General features: G+C 73.5%; 14 protein-coding genes. 10 read left to right on the top strand and 4 right to left on the bottom strand.

The annotated features are described in order from the left end of the window. Positions 1–183: 183 nt before the first annotated feature. Positions 184–1,308: a DNA integrity scanning diadenylate cyclase DisA gene (gene disA, locus AC069K_RS29315; protein WP_188272952.1), complete on the bottom strand. Its 1,125-nt coding sequence runs from the start codon at positions 1,306–1,308 to the stop codon at positions 184–186. A gap of 36 nt (positions 1,309–1,344) precedes the next feature. Further along, positions 1,345–2,754: a DNA repair protein RadA gene (gene radA / locus AC069K_RS29310; RefSeq protein ID WP_358836337.1), complete on the bottom strand. Its 1,410-nt coding sequence runs from the start codon at positions 2,752–2,754 to the stop codon at positions 1,345–1,347. 274 nt (positions 2,755–3,028) lie between these two features. On the opposite strand from radA, the gene AC069K_RS29305 reads away from it, so the two are divergent. Further along, entirely contained in the window at positions 3,029–4,705 is a 1,677-nt protein-coding gene (locus tag AC069K_RS29305; RefSeq protein WP_478621412.1) for a hypothetical protein, read from the top strand. A gap of 29 nt (positions 4,706–4,734) precedes the next feature. Here AC069K_RS29305 and AC069K_RS29300 read toward each other — a convergent pair whose 3' ends face one another. Continuing rightward, on the bottom strand, positions 4,735–5,547 hold the full coding sequence (locus AC069K_RS29300; RefSeq protein ID WP_365100182.1) for a DUF3109 family protein: 813 nt from the start codon (positions 5,545–5,547) through the stop codon (positions 4,735–4,737). Between the two features lie 40 nt (positions 5,548–5,587). Here AC069K_RS29300 and AC069K_RS29295 point away from each other — a divergent pair, with 40 nt between their 5' ends. The 4 genes from AC069K_RS29295 (at position 5,588) to ilvD (ending at position 10,099) form a co-directional block, all read left to right on the top strand. Beyond that, positions 5,588–6,520, top strand: a complete 933-nt coding sequence (locus AC069K_RS29295; RefSeq protein ID WP_358836340.1) for a Ppx/GppA family phosphatase — start codon at positions 5,588–5,590, stop codon at positions 6,518–6,520. A gap of 103 nt (positions 6,521–6,623) precedes the next feature. After that, on the top strand, positions 6,624–7,439 hold the full coding sequence (locus tag AC069K_RS29290) for a sugar phosphate isomerase/epimerase family protein (RefSeq protein ID WP_358836341.1): 816 nt from the start codon (positions 6,624–6,626) through the stop codon (positions 7,437–7,439). Beyond that, positions 7,436–8,065, top strand: coding sequence for a TetR/AcrR family transcriptional regulator (locus AC069K_RS29285; protein ID WP_365100184.1), 630 nt, complete (start codon positions 7,436–7,438; stop codon positions 8,063–8,065). Before AC069K_RS29290 ends, AC069K_RS29285 begins: the two co-directional genes overlap by 4 nt. A 183-nt stretch (positions 8,066–8,248) precedes the next feature. After that, positions 8,249–10,099 (top strand): dihydroxy-acid dehydratase, encoded by a 1,851-nt coding sequence (ilvD, locus tag AC069K_RS29280; protein WP_478621408.1) that lies wholly within the window; start codon positions 8,249–8,251, stop codon positions 10,097–10,099. A gap of 753 nt (positions 10,100–10,852) precedes the next feature. Here ilvD and AC069K_RS29275 read toward each other — a convergent pair. Further along, positions 10,853–13,069, bottom strand: coding sequence for a serine/threonine-protein kinase (locus AC069K_RS29275; protein ID WP_478621406.1), 2,217 nt, complete (start codon positions 13,067–13,069; stop codon positions 10,853–10,855). Between the two features lie 188 nt (positions 13,070–13,257). On the opposite strand from AC069K_RS29275, the gene AC069K_RS29270 reads away from it, so the two are divergent. From AC069K_RS29270 to proC, 5 genes are all read left to right on the top strand, one after another. Next, positions 13,258–13,566 (top strand): peptidase, encoded by a 309-nt coding sequence (locus AC069K_RS29270; RefSeq protein ID WP_365114538.1) that lies wholly within the window; start codon positions 13,258–13,260, stop codon positions 13,564–13,566. Positions 13,567–13,597: 31 nt separating this feature from the next. After that, entirely contained in the window at positions 13,598–14,077 is a 480-nt protein-coding gene (locus tag AC069K_RS29265) for a hypothetical protein (RefSeq protein ID WP_478621404.1), read from the top strand. Between the two features lie 851 nt (positions 14,078–14,928). Further along, on the top strand, positions 14,929–15,774 hold the full coding sequence (locus AC069K_RS29260) for an ABC transporter ATP-binding protein (protein ID WP_478621402.1): 846 nt from the start codon (positions 14,929–14,931) through the stop codon (positions 15,772–15,774). Beyond that, a complete protein-coding gene (locus tag AC069K_RS29255; protein WP_478621400.1) occupies positions 15,771–16,607 on the top strand; it encodes an ABC transporter permease in 837 nt (278 codons plus the stop codon). The genes AC069K_RS29260 and AC069K_RS29255 overlap by 4 nt, the downstream gene beginning before the upstream one ends. A 135-nt stretch (positions 16,608–16,742) precedes the next feature. Next, entirely contained in the window at positions 16,743–17,552 is an 810-nt protein-coding gene (gene proC / locus AC069K_RS29250; RefSeq protein WP_358837815.1) for a pyrroline-5-carboxylate reductase, read from the top strand. Positions 17,553–18,075: the final 523 nt, after the last annotated feature.

Genomic DNA, 18,075 nt, shown 5'->3' with positions numbered 1-18,075 from the left:
AACCCCCACCGGCCCGCGGGGAAGGTCCCGGCCCCCGGCCGAAGCCCCGGCCGCCCGCCAGAGGGCTTTCGGGAAGGGGCGGGGTGGGGGAAAACACCCCCCGGGCACCAACAGGCCGCAGCCCACAGGCGCCCCCGGGCACCACCGCACCCCACCCGCCAGGTGCACCCCACCCACACGCACCTACACGTACCGCTCCAGAATCGACGACTCCGCGAGCCGCGAAAGCCCTTCGCGCACACTCCGCGCCCGCGCCTCCCCGACCCCGTCGACGGTCTGGAGATCGTCCACCGAGGCCGCCAGCAGCTTCTGGAGCCCGCCGAAGTGCTCCACCAGGCGCTCGATGATCGCCCCGGGCAGCCGGGGCACCTTGGCCAGGAGGCGGTACCCGCGGGGCGAGACCGCGGAGTCCAGCGTCTCGGGCGAGCCGCTGTACCCCAACGCCCTCGCTACTATGGGCAGTTCGAGCAGCTCCGCATGGGTGAGGTCGTTCAGTTCCGTGAGTGCCTCGGCCACCGTCCGCGAGCGCTTCGCCGTCGGCTCGGGCACGTAGTCCCGGACCACCAGCTCCCGCTCGGGCTCGACGCCCGCGATCAGCTCGTCCAGCTGGAGCGAGAGCAGCCGGCCGTCGGTGCCCAACTCCACCACGTACTCGGCGATTTCCGTGGCGATCCGGCGGACCATCTCCAGGCGCTGGGCGACCGCCGTGACGTCCCGGACCGTCACCAGGTCCTCGATCTCCAGGGCGGAGAGCGTGCCGGCCACCTCGTCCAGGCGCAGCTTGTAGCGCTCCAGCGTGGCCAGCGCCTGGTTCGCCCGCGACAGGATCGCCGCCGACTCCTCCAGGACCCGGCGCTCCCCGTTCACGTACAGCGCGATCAGGCGCATGGACTGGGAGACCGAGACCACCGGGAAGTTGCACTGCTTGGAGACCCGGTCCGCCGTGCGGTGGCGGGTGCCCGTCTCCTCGGTGGGGATGTCGGCGTCGGGGACCAGCTGGACCCCGGCGCGGTGGATCTTGGTGATGTCCTTGTCGAGGACGAGCGCGCCGTCGAGCTTGCACAGCTCGCGCAGCCGCGTCGCGGCGAACTCCACGTCCAGGACGAAGCCGCCCGTGCACATCGAGTCGACGGTCTTGTCGAGGCCGAGCACGATCAGGCCGCCCGTGTTGCCCCGCAGGATGCGCTCCAGGCCGTCACGGAGTGCGGTGCCGGGCGCGACCGCGCTCAGCGCGGCACGCATCAGCGCTTCGTTGCCGGAGCCTGTGCCGGACTTTCCGGATCCCGCTGCCCGGTCGTTGGCTGCCACTGCACTCCTCCGGTCGCAGACGTTCGACGGCAAAGTCTACCGGCGCTCCTCCTCCGCCCGCGGGGCCTCGGCCCGACGCCCGCGCGGCAGCACCCGCAGGGCGTCCCCCATGTCGGCGACTTCCGTGACCTTCATACCGGCCGGGACCTTCCCCGGGTCGGACGGCACCAGCGCGTGCGTGAAGCCCAGGCGGTGGGCCTCGGCCAGCCGGCGCTGGACGCCCGTGACCCTTCTGACCTCGCCCGCGAGCCCCACCTCTCCGATCGCCACCAGGTTCTTCGGCAGCGGGGTGTCGCTCGCGGCCGACGCCAGCGCGAGGGCGATCGCCAGGTCCGCCGCGGGCTCGGAGAGCTTCACGCCGCCGACCGTGGCGCTGTAGATGTCGCGCTTGCCCAGCGCCGTGATCCGCCCGCGCTGCTCCAGGACCGCCAGCATCATCGAGACCCGGGAGGTCTCCAGACCGGACGTGGTGCGCCGGGGGGAGGGGATCTGGGAGTCCACCGTGAGCGCCTGGACCTCGGCCACCAGGGGCCTGCGGCCCTCCAGGGTCACGGTCAGGCACGTGCCCGGCACGGGCTCGTCCCGGCGGGTGAGGAAGAGGCCCGAGGGGTCGGTCAGGCCCGTGATGCCCTCGTCGTGCAGCTCGAAGCAGCCCACCTCGTCCGTCGCCCCGTACCGGTTCTTCACGCCGCGCACCAGGCGCAGACGCGCGTGCCGGTCGCCCTCGAAGGAGAGGACCACGTCCACGAGGTGTTCGAGCAGACGGGGGCCCGCGATCGCCCCGTCCTTGGTCACATGGCCGACCAGCAGCGTCGCCATCCCGCGCTCCTTGGAGGCCCGGATCAGCGCGCCCGCCACCTCGCGCACCTGCGCCATGCCGCCGGGCGCCCCGTCGATCTCCGGAGAGGCCACGGTCTGCACGGAGTCGAGGACGAGCAGGGACGGCTTGACCGCGTCCAGATGGCCCAGGACCGCGGAGAGGTCCGTCTCGGCCGCCAGGTACAGATGGTCGTTGAGGGCGTTGATCCGGTCGGCCCGCAGCCGGACCTGGCTCGCGGACTCCTCGCCCGTCACATAGAGCGTGGGGTGCTCCTCGCGGGCCGCCTTGGCGGCGACGTCGAGCAGCAGCGTGGACTTGCCGACGCCCGGCTCCCCGGCCAGCAGCACCACCGCGCCCGGCACGAGCCCGCCGCCCAGGACGCGGTCCAGCTCGGCGACACCGGTCGAGCGGGCGGTGGCCTGGCGGGCGTCCACCTGGCCGATCGGCAGCGCGGCGGTGGAGACCCGGCCCGCCGCCGTGGTCCGCACGGCGGGCGCGCCGTACTCCTCGACCGTCCCCCAGGCCTGGCACTCGGGGCAGCGGCCGAGCCACTTGGCGGTCGTCCAGCCGCATTCGGTGCAGCGGTAGGACGGCCGGTCCTTGGCGGATTTCGTACGGGTAGCCATGACGTCACCGTAGCGGCGCCCACTGACACTCCCGCCGGGCGGCGGCCCCCGCGCGGCCCGTGTCCACCGCCGGAGGCCGTTCCCCGGCCGGTACCCCACAAGGCCGTACGCCGTTCCCCCACAAGGGGGAAGGCAACGTTCCGCACCGGGGAAGGCAAGCCTCCGCGATGGAGGACACGGTTCCTGTCCCCTTTTGAGGGATACCTTCACCCGTAAGGAGTAAATGTGCTCAAGCGGCACGAAGGACGCGGGATCCTGCGCCTACCTTCGCCGGGTGAAGAGCAGCGGTCTGGATCACCCCACGCACACCACCGGCGCACACCGGGCGCAGCGCCGCTCGCCCCGGACGTTGACCCAGCGCCCGCCCGCGCGCTACGAGGCGTATCTCGACGGCCTGTTCACGTACTGCCTGTCCGTGCTCTGCGACCACGACGAGGCCGTCCACGTCCTCGGTGACGTCCTCGCCGTCTCCGAGCGGCAGCACGCGCGCTGCCCCGACACCGAGGCCGAGCGCAAGGCGTGGCTGTACGCGCTGGCGCGCTGGTCCTGTCTGCGCAAGCTCGCCGAGCGCAAACGGGCCCGCAAGGGCGCCCACACCGGCCGCCCACAGCCCGCCGAGCCGGCCTCGGCCGCCTCCGTGGCGCCCGAGGAGGCCGAGCGCCGGCGCCGCGAACTGGCGCTGCTCGCCTGGCCCGAGGCCGCCGGCACCACTCCCGAGCAGCGCGAGGCCCTGGAGCTCGCCGTCCGCCACCAGCTGGGCCCCCGCGAGGTCGCCTCGGTCCTCGGCATGAGCTACCCGGCCGCCCGCGAACTGCTCGCGGCCGGTGCCTGCGAGGTCGAGCGGACCCGGGCCGCGCTCGCCGTCGTCGAGACCGGCGGCTGCCCGACGGTCGCCCGCCTCACCGGCGACCACCAGGTGCTGCTCTCGGCGGCCCTGCGCCGCGAGCTGGTCCGGCACGTCGACGACTGTCCGCGCTGCCGCCGCGCCGCCGAGCGCGCGGGCGCCGCCGGACCCTGGCCGGGCTCCTCGGTCACCCCGGCCGCGCTGCCGCTGGCCGAGGCGCCGCGCGCGGCGGCGTACACGGCGATGCTCCACGTCCCCAGGACCCGCGGCGGCGCCCCCCGCTTCGACCGGTCCGGCTTCCCGATGGACCCCAAGGACCGGGCGGCCCGCCGGGACCGGCTGCGCGCGCGTGCCGTGACGACCACGGTGGTGGCCACGGTCGTGGCCGCGCCCGCCTTCGCGCTCTGGGCCGCCTACCGGGGCGCCCCCGCGACCGGCGAGTCCCCCGACGGCGCCAAGATCACCGCCAGCGAGGCCGACAGCTCCGGCGGCCTGGACGGGCTGCCGTACGAGCGCTACGAGAACGCGGGCAACGCCCGCACCGACCCCGACCCCCGCGTCAGCCCCGGCGGCCGTCCCCCCGCCGACGTCTCCGTGGAGGTCGTCAGCCCCGGCTCCCCCAGTCCCACCGGCCCGGGCGAGCTCACCGTCTCGGCCCGCTCGCAGGGGAGTGTCACGGTCCTCACGCTCACCGCGAGCGACGACGCCCCCGTGAGCTGGTCGCTGTGGACGAACGCGCCCTGGCTCGTCTTCAGCGGCACGAGCGGGACGCTGGAGGCGGGCGGCAGCGTCACGGTGTACGTGTCGGTCGACCACGCGCGCGAACCGCGCGGCCACTGGTCGGCCCAGGTCGGCGTGCGGCCCTCGGGCGCGGTCGTCCGGATCACCGGGGTGGGGCCGGGCACCCGGGCCATCCCGCCCGCCTCGCCCGACCCCGACCAGGACACCCCGTCCGAGCCGGACCCGACGCCGCCGACGACGCCGCCCGACTCCCCGACGCCGACCAGCCCCGCGCCCACCCCGACCCCGCCGTCACCGACCCCGACGGCGCCCACCACACCGCCGGACAGCCCCAGCGGCACGGCGCCCCCGCCGCAGCCCTCATGAGGCCGGGGCCGGGGCCGGGCACGCGGCCGTCAGCGGGGCGGGTCCGCCGGGTGCGGTGCCACCAGCGGCAGCGCGGAGGCGAGCCGCGCCTCGCACAGGCCCACGAGCACGTCGTACGCCTCCTTGCCCATCAGCTCCGTCAGCTCCGGCCGGTAGGTCACGTAGACCGGCTCGCCCGCGCCGTGCGCCGAGGTCGCCGAGGTGCACCACCAGTGCAGGTCGTGGCCGCCAGGGCCCCAGCCGCGCCGGTCGTACTCACCGATGGAGATCTGGAGCACCCGCGTCTCGTCCGGCCGGTCGATCCAGTCGTAGGTGCGCCGCACCGGCAGCTGCCAGCAGACGTCCGGCTTGGTCTCCAGCGGCTCCTTGCCCTCGCGCAGCGCCAGGATGTGCAGCGAACAGCCCGCGCCGCCCGCGAACCCGGGCCGGTTCTGGAAGATGCAGGAACCTTCCCACCTGCGGGTCTGCCGCTCACCGTCGTCATCGAGCTGGACCCAGCCGCTCTGCGTTCCCTCGTCGTGGAACTGCCACAGCTCCGGCGTGAGCCGCGCCACGTGCGCCGCCACGCGCTTCTCGTCGTCCTCGTCCGAGAAGTGCGCGCCGAGCGTGCAGCAGCCGTCGTCGGCACGGCCCGCCTGGATGCCCTGGCAGCCGCTGCCGAACACACACGTCCACCGCGAGGTCAGCCACGTCAGGTCGCAGCGGAAGACCTGTTCGTCGTCGGCGGGGTCGGGGAACTCCACCCACGCGCGCGGGAAGTCGACCCCCTGCTCGTCCGCCCGCTGTCCGGGAGTCCTGGGGGGCTTGGCTTTGCCCGGCTTCGCCTTTTTCGTCTTTGGCACGGGACAAGCGTATGTCCGCGACCGCAGTAGCGTTCAGCTCATGAGACTCGGAGTCCTCGATGTGGGGTCGAACACGGTTCACCTGCTGGTGGTGGACGCGCACGCCGGTGCCGCGCCGCTGCCCGCGTACTCGCACAAGGCCGAGCTGAGGCTCGCCGAACTCCTCGACGAGGACGGTGCGATCGGACCGGAGGGCGTCGACCGGCTGGTGGCCACGGTCAGCACCGCGCTGATCGCGGCCGAGGACAAGGGCGTCGAGGAGATGCTCCCGTTCGCCACCTCCGCGGTGCGCGAGGCGAGCAACGCCGACCTGGTGATCGGCCGGGTCAAGGAGGAGACCGGGGTCGACCTCGGCGTCCTGTCCGGCGAGGAGGAGGCCCGCCTCACCTTCCTCGCGGCCCGCCGCTGGTACGGCTGGTCGGCCGGGAAACTGCTGCTCCTGGACATCGGCGGCGGCTCCCTGGAAGTCGCGTACGGGATCGACGAGGAGCCGGTCGCGGCCGTGTCGCTGCCGCTGGGCGCCGGCCGGCTCACCGCGGCCTGGCTCCCCGGCGACCCGCCCGACCCCTCCGACGTCCGGGCCCTGCGCCGCCACGTGCGCGCGCAGATCGCCCGCACGGTCGGCGAGTTCGCCCGCACCGGCTCCCCCGACCACGTGGTCGCCACCTCCAAGACCTTCAAGCAGCTCGCCAGGATCGCCGGCGCCGCCCGCTCCACCGAGGGCGTGTACGTCCAGCGCACCCTGAGCCACAAGGCGCTGGAGGAGTGGGTGCCCAAGCTCGCCGCGATGACCACCGAGCAGCGGGCCACGCTGCCGGGCGTCTCCGAGGGCCGGGCGCGCCAGCTGCTCGCGGGGGCGCTGGTGGCCGAGGGGGCGATGGACCTGTTCGGCGTGGAGGAGCTGGAGATCTGTCCGTGGGCGCTGCGCGAGGGCGTGATCCTGCGCCACCTCGACCAGCTGCCGGTGGGATGACGGGCGGGGCGGCCGGGGCGCCGGGGGCGGCGCGGGCGTCGGGTTCCGGCCAGGTGGACGGTCCCCTCGCGGCCCCTGTGGTGGGTGCCCGTAGGCTGTCTCCGTGGCAGAACCAGTAGTGCGCATCCCGGATGCGAAGGTCGCCCTGTCGACGGCTTCGGTCTATCCGGAGTCGACGGCGACGGCCTTCGAGATCGCCGCACGCCTGGGGTACGACGGTGTCGAGGTCATGGTCTGGACCGACCCGGTCAGCCAGGACATCGAGGCCCTGCGACGGCTCTCGGACTACCACCAGGTGCCGATCCTGGCCGTTCACGCCCCCTGTCTGCTGATCACCCAGCGGGTCTGGTCGACCGACCCGTGGGTGAAGCTCCAGCGGGCGAGAGCCGCGGCCGAGAAGCTGGGCGCCTCCACCGTGGTGGTGCACCCGCCGTTCCGCTGGCAGCGCCAGTACGCCCGCGACTTCGTCACCGGCATCTGGCGGATGGCCGACGAGACGGACGTACGGTTCGCCGTCGAGAACATGTACCCGTGGCGCTACCGCGACCGCGAGATGCTCGCCTACGCACCCGACTGGGACGTCACCAAAGACGACTACCGGCACTTCACGGTCGATCTCTCGCACGCCGCGACCGCCCGCACGGACGCGATGGCGCTCGTCGACCGCATGGGCGACCGGCTCGCCCACGTCCACCTCGCCGACGGCAAGGGCTCGGCCAAGGACGAGCACCTCGTCCCGGGCCGGGGCAACCAGCCGTGCGCCGAGCTCCTCGAAGGGCTCGCCCGCACCGGCTTCGGCGGCCACGTCGTCATCGAGGTCAACACCCGCCGGGCCATGTCCGCGGCCGAACGCGAGGCCGACCTCGCGGAGGCGCTCGCCTTCACCCGGCTGCACCTGGCGTCCAAGGTGCGCCGGTGACCGGATCCGCGTCCGCCCCCGCCCCGCGCCGCCGGGGCCGCCCCCCGCGCGCGCAGGCCGACAGCGGCCCCGGCGCGCGCCAGCGCATCCTGGAGGCGGCCCGCGCCGAGTTCGCCGAGCGCGGCTACGACAAGACCTCGGTCCGCGGCATCGCCAAGGCGGCCGGGGTGGACGCGGCGCTGGTCCACCACTACTTCGGCACCAAGGACGAGGTGTTCGAGGCGGCGGTGGAGATGACCCTGGAGCCGGTCCAGCCGGCCCCCGCGGTGGTCGGCGACGGCTCCCTCGACGGCGTCGGCGAGCGCATGGCCCGCTACTTCATCGAGGTCTGGGAGAACCCCGCCACGCGCGCGCAGCTCCTGGCGGTCTTCCGCTCGGCCCTCACCCACGAGGCGGCGGCCAAGGTCCTGCGCACGCTCGTCCTGCGCCGCGTCCTGGAGCGCGTCGCGGCCGAGCTGAAGGTCCCCGCCCCCCGGTTCCGCGCGGAACTGGCGGCCTCGCACATGGTGGGGATCGCCGTCCTGCGCTATGTGATCAAGGTGGAGCCACTGGCGTCGACGGACCCGGAGGAGATCGTACGGATGGTGGCGCCGACGTTGCAGAGGTATTTGACGGATCCGGGGTGAGGGGGACGGGGGCAGGGGGTGCAGGGGCGCGGGCCCGCTGGGGGTGCGGGGGACGAAGAGCCCGCACCTGACCGTATGGCGAACTGGTGTCCCGCCATCCGGACGAGCTGTCCGGATCCTGGAGTCGAGGCGTACGCTCGAAGCAGCCCGATCCGGCTATCTGGATGCTGAGGAGCGACCGCAATGCCCGAGCTGAGGTCCCGCACCGTCACCCACGGCCGCAACATGGCCGGCGCCCGCGCCCTGATGCGCGCCTCGGGCGTAGCCGGCGCGGACATCGGCAAGCCGATCATCGCCGTGGCGAACAGCTTCACCGAGTTCGTGCCCGGGCACACCCACCTCGCCCCCGTCGGCCGCATCGTCTCCGACGCGATCCTGGCCGCGGGCGCCGTCCCCCGCGAGTTCAACACCATCGCGGTCGACGACGGCATCGCGATGGGTCACGGCGGCATGCTCTACAGCCTGCCCTCCCGCGACCTGATCGCGGACAGCGTGGAGTACATGGTCGAGGCGCACTGCGCGGACGCCCTCATCTGCATCTCCAACTGCGACAAGATCACCCCCGGCATGCTGATGGCCGCCATGCGCCTCAACATCCCCACCGTCTTCGTCTCCGGCGGCCCCATGGAGGCCGGCCAGGCCACCCTCGTCGACGGCACCGTCCGCAAGCTCGACCTGATCGACGCCATGGTCGACGCCGCCAACGAGAAGATCTCCGACGAGGACGTCCTGCGCATCGAGGAGAACGCCTGCCCCACCTGCGGCAGCTGTTCCGGCATGTTCACCGCCAACTCGATGAACTGCCTCACCGAGGCCATCGGCCTGAGCCTGCCCGGCAACGGCTCCGTCCTCGCCACCCACACCGCCCGCCGCGCCCTGTACGAGAACGCGGCCCGCACGGTCGTCGACATCACCCAGCGGTACTACGAGCAGGACGACGCCTCCGTCCTGCCCCGCTCCATCGCCACGCGCGCGGCGTTCGAGAACGCCATGGCCCTCGACATCGCCATGGGCGGCTCCACCAACACGATCCTGCACCTGCTCGCCGCCGCGCAGGAGGCCGACCTCACGTACGACCTCAAGGACATCGACGCCGTCTCGCGCCGCGTCCCGTGCCTGGCCAAGGTCGCGCCCAACCTGGCGCCCACGACCACGTACTACATGGAGGACGTCCACCGCGCCGGCGGCATCCCCGCCATCCTCGGCGAGCTCTACCGCGCGGGCCTGCTGAACGAGGACGTCCACACCGTCCACTCCCGCTCCATCAAGGAGTGGCTGGACGCGTGGGACGTGCGCGGGGGCTCGGCGACGCCGGAGGCCGTCGAGCTGTGGCACGCGGCGCCCGGCTGCGAGCGTTCGGCGACCGCGTTCTCCCAGTCCAAGCGGTGGGAAACGCTCGACACCGACGCGGCGGGCGGCTGCATCCGCGACGCCGCCCACGCGTACTCCAAGGACGGCGGCCTCGCGGTCCTGCGCGGCAACCTGGCCGAGGACGGCTGCGTCGTGAAGACGGCCGGCGTCGACGAGTCCATCTGGACGTTCGAGGGCCCGGCGGTGGTCTGCGAGTCGCAGGACGAGGCGGTTGACAAGATCCTCCGTAAGGAGGTCAAGGAGGGCGACGTCGTCGTCATCCGGTACGAGGGCCCCAAGGGCGGCCCGGGCATGCAGGAGATGCTCTACCCGACGTCGTTCCTCAAGGGCCGGGGTCTGGGCAAGTCCTGCGCGCTGGTCACCGACGGCCGTTTCTCCGGCGGCACGTCGGGCCTGTCCATCGGCCACGCCTCGCCCGAGGCGGCGTCCGGCGGCACGATCGCCCTGGTCGAGGACGGCGACCGCATCCGCATCGACATCCCCAGCCGTACGATCGAACTCCTCGTCCCCGAGGCCGAACTGACGGAACGCCGGGCGGCGCTGGGCGGGGTGTACGCGCCGAGGTCGCGCGAGCGCAAGGTGTCGGCGGCGCTGCGGGCGTACGCGGCGATGGCGACGAGCGCGGACAGGGGAGCAGTCCGAGACGTCTCCAAACTGACCTGACCCCGTCCCCGCGCGGGGCTGAGCCCCATCCCCCCCCCGCATGGGACCACGCCCCGGGCTCCCGTACGGGCTGCCTCCGGCCTCTTCCGGCGGGCTGCGCCCCCACCCTCGTGAGGCTGCGCCCCCATTCCCCGCGGGGCTGCGCTCCGGGCTTCCATGCGGGCTGCCCCGGCCTCTTCCGGCGGGCTGCGCCCGGGCTTCGGTACGGGGCTGCGCCCTGGTCCCTGCGGGCTTCGCCCGGGTCTCCTTCGCGGGGCCTGCGGCCCCTGCACCCCGCTTCCTTCGTCTGCGGACCGTGCTGGGTTGCTCGCGCAGTTCCCCGCGCCCCTAACTACCTGGGGGCGCGGGGAACTGCGCGCTCAGCCACCCACGACCCGCAGACGAACTCCGCAGCCCGCCCGCAGGCGCCTTCCGGGCCGAGCCCAACCGCCTAAGGGGCGCGGGGAACTGCGCGAGCAGCCCACCACCGGCCGGTAGACGAGCCCCTGGCTGCGCGCTGAGCCACCCACGACCCGCAGACGAACTTTGCAGCCCGCCCGCAAGCGCCTTCCGCGCCGAGCCCAACCCCCTAAGGGGCGCGGGGAACTGCGCGACCAGCCCACCACCGGCCGGTAGACGAACCCCTGGCAGCGCGCTAAGCCACCCACGACCCGCAGACGAACGCCACGCCCCAACACCCCCCCGCTGTGGGCAGTCGTGCCGCTAGGGGCGGCACGGGTGGGCACAGCGGCACCCCGGCCCGGCAGGCCCCCCTCACCCCCCGCCCAGCGCCCCCGCCCGCACCCCGAACACGACCCCGTCGGGCGCGCTCCCGTACACCACGGCACCGGCACCCCGGCCCGAAGGCACCCCCGCACCGGGACCGTCACCAACCCCCACCCCCGAATCAACCCCCACCACCGGCGCCGGCAGACTCGCCGCAAAGGTGTCGCGCCCCGACGCCATCCGCGGCCCGGTCTGCCCCACCAGCACCCCCCGCCCCGCATCCACCGCCAGCAACCGCCCGTCCGAAGCCGTCACATACACCCGGCCACCCCCCACCACCGGCCGCGACGCCCGCGCGGCCCCCGTCTCCAGGCGCCACACCTGCGCACCCCGCCGGGTGTCCACCGCCAGCAACGCCCCGCCCGCCCCGAACACGTACACGGTGTCCCCGTCGACCGCCGCCTGCGCCTGGTCGACCGGAGCGGGCAGCGCGGCACGGCGGACGGTCCGGGCCGCGCTCGCGGTGTCCAGGCGCACCACCGCCGTAGTGAAGCTGTCCGCGTCCACCGCCAGCAGCGTGAGCGCGCCCCCGCTCGCCCCCACCGCCCCCAGCGAGCCCGGCAGCCGCTTGGTCCAGAGCACCTTCCCGGTATCCGGCGCCACAGCGCTGACCAGCGAGGTCGCCGCATCCGGGGCCACCGACACGGCGTACAGCGCGCCGCCGCCGGGCGCCGCCACCCACTGCGCGTTCGCGGCGGCGGGCCGCCCGCGCCAGCGCTCCTCGCCGCTCGCGCTGTCGAGGCAGCGCACCTCGCCGCCGCCGGTGGTGAACAGGACGGACGTGTCCCCGAAGGCGAGGGCCCCGTGTGCCGGAACCGGGCGGGTCCAGCGTCTGGCGCCCGTCGCCGGGTCGAGCGCCTCGATACGGCCCGCGCCCGGCGGCGCCACGAGGACGAGCCCGCCGGAGATCCGGGGCTGCCCGTCGTCGGCCACCCGCGCCGCCGCCCCCGTGGCCCTCACCGACCACAGGACGCGCCCGCTCGCCGGATCGAGCCGGGCGGCGGTGACCCCGGGCGCGGCGCAGTACAGCGCCCCGCCGCCGAGGGAGCAGGCCGGCGTACGGTTCCCGCTCCCGCGTCCGGCGAGCGGCACCACCCACGGCGTGAACGCCCGCCCCGCTCCCGCCGACGCCTCCACCCCCCGCGAAGCACCCCCGTCCCCGCCATCCCCGCCGTCCCCGCCCCCGGCCATCCGTACGCCCACCACCGCGCCCGCGACCACCGCCACCAGCGCGGCAGCGGCGGCGGCCCACCGCAGCGGCCGACGCGCCTCCCGCCGGGGAGCGTCCGGGGGCGGCGCGGCCTCCCGCCGGTGGGTCGGCACGTCGGAGCCGTCCTGCTCCCCGCCCGGCCAGGGCCGCCCCGGCACCTTCTCCACCGGGTTGCTGAAACGCTGGGTCGGAATGAAGGCCTCGGTCCCGTACGCCGCCGAGCGCAGCTCCGCCATCAGCTCGTCCGGCGTGGGCCGGTCCTCGGGCTTCTTGGCGAGACAAGCGCTCAGCACCGGAACGAGGTCGTCGGGAACCCCGCTCAGATCGGGCTCGTTGTGGACGACCTGGTACGCCACGATGTAGTGGCTCTCGGAGTCGAACGGCCCGTTCCCCGTCGCCGCGTGCACCAGCACCGCGCCCATCGCGAAGACGTCGGCGGCGGGCCCCACCTCGCGCGGCGCCTGGAACTGCTCGGGCGCCATGAACGGCGGCGTACCGATCAGCTTCCCGGTCTCGGTGCGCAGATCGCTGTCGTACGGGCGCGAGATGCCGAAGTCGATGACCTTCGGCCCGTCGGCGGCGAGCAGCACGTTGCTCGGCTTGAGGTCGCGGTGGACGACCCCGGCCCGGTGGATGTCCCGCAGCGCCTCGGCGAGCCCGGCCCCCAGCCGCCGTACCTGCGAGGCGTCCAGCGGCCCGTTCCGCTTCACTTCCTCGGCGAGGGTGGGCCCGGGGATGTAGAGGGTGGCCATCCAGGGCCGCGCGGCGGTCGGATCGGCGTCGACGACGGACGCGGTGAACGCGCCGCTCACCCGCCGCGCAGCCGACACCTCCTGCCGGAACCGCGCCCTGAACTCGGGGTCCTTGGCATGCTCGGCGTGGACGACCTTGACGGCCAGACGCAGGCCGGAGGCGGACGCGGCCAGCCGGACCACACCCATGCCGCCGGAGCCGAGCGTCGACTCCAGCCGATACTGCCCGGCGTACTCCGGCACCCCCGGACGTTCCGCTTCCGGACCCGGCCCCGTGCTGCGCAACGGCGGCATCGCCCACCCCCGTGTGTTCGTCCCCGAGCGCGACGCTCGGAGCCTAGTCGATGATGCGTGCGAGACCCGAGGGGCTTGCTAGCCTGCGGGTCGCGTGCGTGGCGTACGCGGAGTGACGGTGACGGGGGAGGCCAGACATGGCTACGGACGAGCTCGCGGGCGTGCAGAGCGTGGAGAGCGTGCAGAGCGAGACGACGACGAAGCGGTACCCGGTGGCGCCGGGCGTACAGCTGAACGTCCGCAGCGGCCCCGGCACGGGCTACCCCGTGGTCAAGGTGCTCCCCACCGGGGTGAGCGTCCCGATCAACTGCCAGTGCCCCGGTACGACGGTCGCCGGCCCGTACGGCACGTCGAACATCTGGGACAACATCGCCAATGGACAGTACGTGTCCGACGCGTACGTACGGACGGGCAGCGACGGGTACGTGGCGGTCCGCTGCGGCTAGCCGTTCCCCGGCAGCAGGGATAATCGACCCCATGAGCGACCAGAACGCCGGCGGTACGGGCGCGAGCGGCCCCGAGCCCGAGCCCATCCGCTTCTTCGGCACGACGTGGGTCGACCACGACGGCGGCTACGGTCTGCGCCGCGCCGGCGTGGCGGTCGGCGCGCTGGTGGCGGCGGTGGCGGCGTGCTTCGTGCTGCGCTTCGCCTACCAGGGCCTCCAGATCGCGGACACCGGCGCCTTCGTGACCGTCCTGGTCGTGGTGATGTTCGCGCTGTGCAGCGCGATGGCGTTCCGCAAGACCTGGGAGGGCTTCTCGGCCCGCCCCACGGACCCCGAACGCGAACGCTCCCTCCAGGGCCTGAAGGCGATCGGCTTCGTCGGCTCCCTGGTGGCGTACGCCTTCCGAGCCCTCCGCGAGGCCCCCGGCGAGACCCTGCACCGCAGGGAGTACGAGGAGGCCCTGAAGCGCCACGAACGCCGCAAGGGGAAGAAGCGGCCGAAGCGAGGCTAGCCCCCTCCGGCCGTTCCGCAGCGACCAATCCACAACCTGTGGACAACGCCGGGCAGATCCCGCTGCACCTTCGCCCGTGCGCGGACATACGTGGCGCCCTGATCGCCACCTCCCCAAGCCCACGGCCGCCACCTGCCCACCCGCCCCCTACGACGCCCCGCTCACGCACTTCCCCGCACCCTTAACCCGCGTTCGTGTGCGGGTGACGGAGGATCGCCCGCGCCCCTGAGTCGGTGTCCGTCTGCGAGCAGTGGAGGGTTGCTCGCGCAGTTCCCCGCGCCCCTCAGCCCGTGTCCGTGTGCGGGTGGTGGTGGGTTGGTGGCGCAGTTCCCCGCGCCCCTAACCCGTGTCCGGCTGCGGGCCGAGCTGGGCTGGGCGCTCAGACCCCGTGCACCTGGGGCCCGGTGTTTGTCTGTGGGTCGGTGGGCGCTTGGGCGCGGAGTTCCCCGTGCCGCTGATGGGCCGGGTGGGGCGTAACCGGTTGGCGTCTGCGGGCTGTGCTGGGCTGGGCGCGCGGTTCCTCGCGCCCTTGGGCAGGCGCCTCCAGTCCCTCGGGCGGAGGGCCCCGCCTTTCGGCCGCCGCCAGTCATCTGCCCCTTTGCCCCTTTACTCGCCGTTCGCGTCGTTGTCCGCGCCCCTCGGCACCGCCCCTCTGAGGGGCACAGGGGCCGCAGGCCCCGTGCCTTCAGGGGCGCGGGGAACTGCGCGACCAGCCCCCACCGGCCCGCAGATGAGTCCGCCCCCGGCCGCCCGCCGAGGGCTTTCGGGAAGGGGCGGGGCGGGGAGAACCAACACCCCCGCACCTCCCACCCACCTTGACGCCCACCCCCACCCCACGCAATATTCAACACATGATGAATTACACCCCGGACCCGACCCCGGACCCCAGCCCGACTCCAAACCCCACCCCAGACCCACCCCCACCCCCCGCCCTAACCGCCACATCCCTAACCGTCACCCGAGGCCCCCACCCCGTCCTCAAAGACCTCCACTTCACCGCCCCCCAAGCCCGCATCACCGGCCTCCTCGGCCCCTCCGGCTGCGGAAAGTCGACCCTGATGCGGTCCATTGTCGGCACCCAGGCCAAGGTCACCGGCGAACTCACCGTCCTCGGCCGCCCCGCCGGCTCCCCGGCCCTGCGCCCCCTGATCGGGTACGTCACCCAATCACCCTCCGTATACGACGACCTGACGGTACGTCAGAACCTGGAGTACTTCGCCGCCGTACTCCACCCCGGCCGCCCCCACCGGAAAACCCGCACCACCGCCGTGGACCGCGCCATCACGGACGTCGCCCTCACCACCCACGCCGACACCCTCGCGGGCCGCCTCTCCGGCGGCCAGCGCAGCCGCGTGTCCCTCGCGGTCGCCCTGCTCGGCACCCCTGAGCTGCTCGTCCTCGACGAACCGACCGTCGGCCTCGACCCCGTCCTGCGCCGCGACCTGTGGAACCTCTTCCACGCCATCGCCGCCGACCGGGGCACCACGATCCTGGTCTCCTCGCACGTCATGGACGAGGCCGAGCGCTGCCACAGCCTGCTCCTGATGCGCGACGGCCGGATCCTGGCCCAGGACACCCCCGAAGCCCTCCGCACCCGTACCGGCACGGCCACCGTGGAAGAGGCCTTCCTGGCCCTCGTGGACGAGGCGGACCTCGACGACCGCACCCCGCCCCCCGAGAAGGAGGCAGCACGATGACCACCCCGACCCCGACCCCCACGGCCCGGACCACGACCACGACCACCCCGACCCCGACCCGGCGGATCACCCCCACCACCACCGCCCGCACCACCCCCACCCCCGCCCGCACCCTCGCCACCACCGCCCGCGTCCTCCGCCAGCTCCGCCACGACCCCCGCACCATCGCGCTCCTGGTCCTCGTCCCCGTCGCGATGGTCACGCTGCTGCGATACGTGTTCGACGCCTCGCCCCGCACCTTCGACGACATCGGCGCGTCCCTGCTCGGGATCTTCCCGCTGATCACGATGTTCCTGGTGACGTCGATCGCCACCCTGCGCGAACGCACCTCCGGCACCCTCGAACGCCTCCTCGCCATGCCGCTCGCCAAGGGCGACCTCATCGCGGGCTACGCCCTCGCCTTCGGCCTGCTCGCCGTCGTCCAGTCGGCCCTGGCCACCGGCGTCTCCCTCTGGGTCCTGGGCCTGGACGTCCTCGGCTCCCCGTGGCTCCTCCTGCTGGTGGCCCTGCTCGACGCCCTCCTGGGCACGGCCCTCGGCCTCTTCGTCTCGGCCTTCGCGGCCTCCGAGTACCAGGCGGTGCAATTCATGCCGGCCGTGATCTTCCCCCAGCTGCTGCTCTGCGGCCTGCTCACCCCGCGCGACTCCATGCAGCCCGCCCTGCACGCCGTCTCGAACGCCCTGCCCATGTCGTACGCGGTCGACGCGATGACCCAGATCGTCCACCACCCCGACCCGACCACCACGTTCGCCCGCGACATCCTGATCGTCGCCGCCTGCGCCCTGCTGGTCCTGGCCCTGGGCGCCGCGACCCTGCGCCGCCGCACCTCCTGAAGCGCGTACGGAACACGGCAACCACCCCGTACCGCCCTTCGGACACCCCACGCCCCCACGGCCCGCACGGTGCGAGGATGACGAAGCCAGACCCCGCACCACGGAGCGACCCCGCACCACCCGGAGGGTGACCGCATGACCCACACCGTCGCAGTCCTCGGCACCGGCAAGATCGGTGAAGCCCTCCTGAGCGGGATGATCCGCGCCGGCTGGAACCCCGCGAACCTCCTGGTCACCGCCCGCCGCCCGGAACGCGCCGAGGAGCTGCGCACCCGTTACGGCGTCGACTCCGTCAGCAACGCGGACGCCGCCAAGCGCGCCGACACCCTGATCCTCGCCGTGAAGCCCCAGGACATGGGCCGCCTCCTCGACGAGCTCACCCCGCACGTCGCCCCCGACCGCCTGGTCATCAGCGCCGCCGCCGGCATCCCCACCGCGTTCATCGAGGAACGGCTCGCGCCGAACACCCCGGTCGTCCGCGTCATGCCGAACACCCCCGTCCTCGTCGACGAGGGCATGTCCGTCATCAGCGCGGGCAGCCACGCGACCCCGACCCATCTCGCCCATACGGAGGAGATCTTCGGCGGCGTCGGCAAGACCCTGCGCGTCCCGGAGTCCCAGCAGGACGCCGCCACGGCACTCTCCGGCTCCGGCCCGGCGTACTTCTACTACCTGGTCGAGGCGATGACGGACGCGGGCATCCTGCTCGGCCTGCCGCGCGCCCAGGCCCACGACCTCATCGTGCAGGCCGCCATCGGCGCCGCCGTGATGCTCCGCGACAGCGGCGAACACCCCGTCAAGCTGCGCGAGGCGGTCACCTCCCCGGCGGGCACCACGATCAGCGCGATCCGCGAACTGGAGAACCACGGCGTACGGGCCGCCCTGATCGCCGCCCTGGAAGCTGCCCGCGACCGCAGTCGCGAACTGGCCTCGGGCAACGGCTGAGCCCCGGCCCGAACCCCCGTCCGAACCCCTGCCCGGACCGCTGCCCGCACCCCCGCCCGGAGGGCCGTCGGGGCCCCCGCCGAGGACCACTCGTACGGCCCCCGGGCCGGGGTTGACACGTACTTGGCCCGTACGTAGTGTTCTCCGAGTTGTCCGACGTGAGCGCCGACTCCGGTCGGTCCCCGGACAGCCATTCCGCACCAACCACTTGATCCGAACGACGATCATCGTCGTTTCGTTTTTCGTGCACTTTTGCGAAATGAGGAATCCGCGTTCGATAAGGACGCAGCCGATTGGCATCGGGGGCCGGGATTCCGCTAAAGTCTCACTCGTCGGAACGGCCCAACAGCCGGGAAGACAAACCGACTTGACCCGGGAGACCGGAAATCAGGCCCGACAGGATCTGATAGAGTCGGAACCGCCGGAAAGCCGAAAGGCCGGAAAGCGAATCCCGCCGACAGGGAAATCGGACACGAAAGAGTCTGATAGAGTCGGAAACGAAGGAAGCGCCCGGAGGGCCCGG

The organism is Streptomyces sp. NPDC043908, from assembly GCF_056435525.1.
The sequence above is the reverse complement of the archived record's forward strand: the minus strand, read 5'-3'. Positions and strand labels throughout refer to the sequence as shown.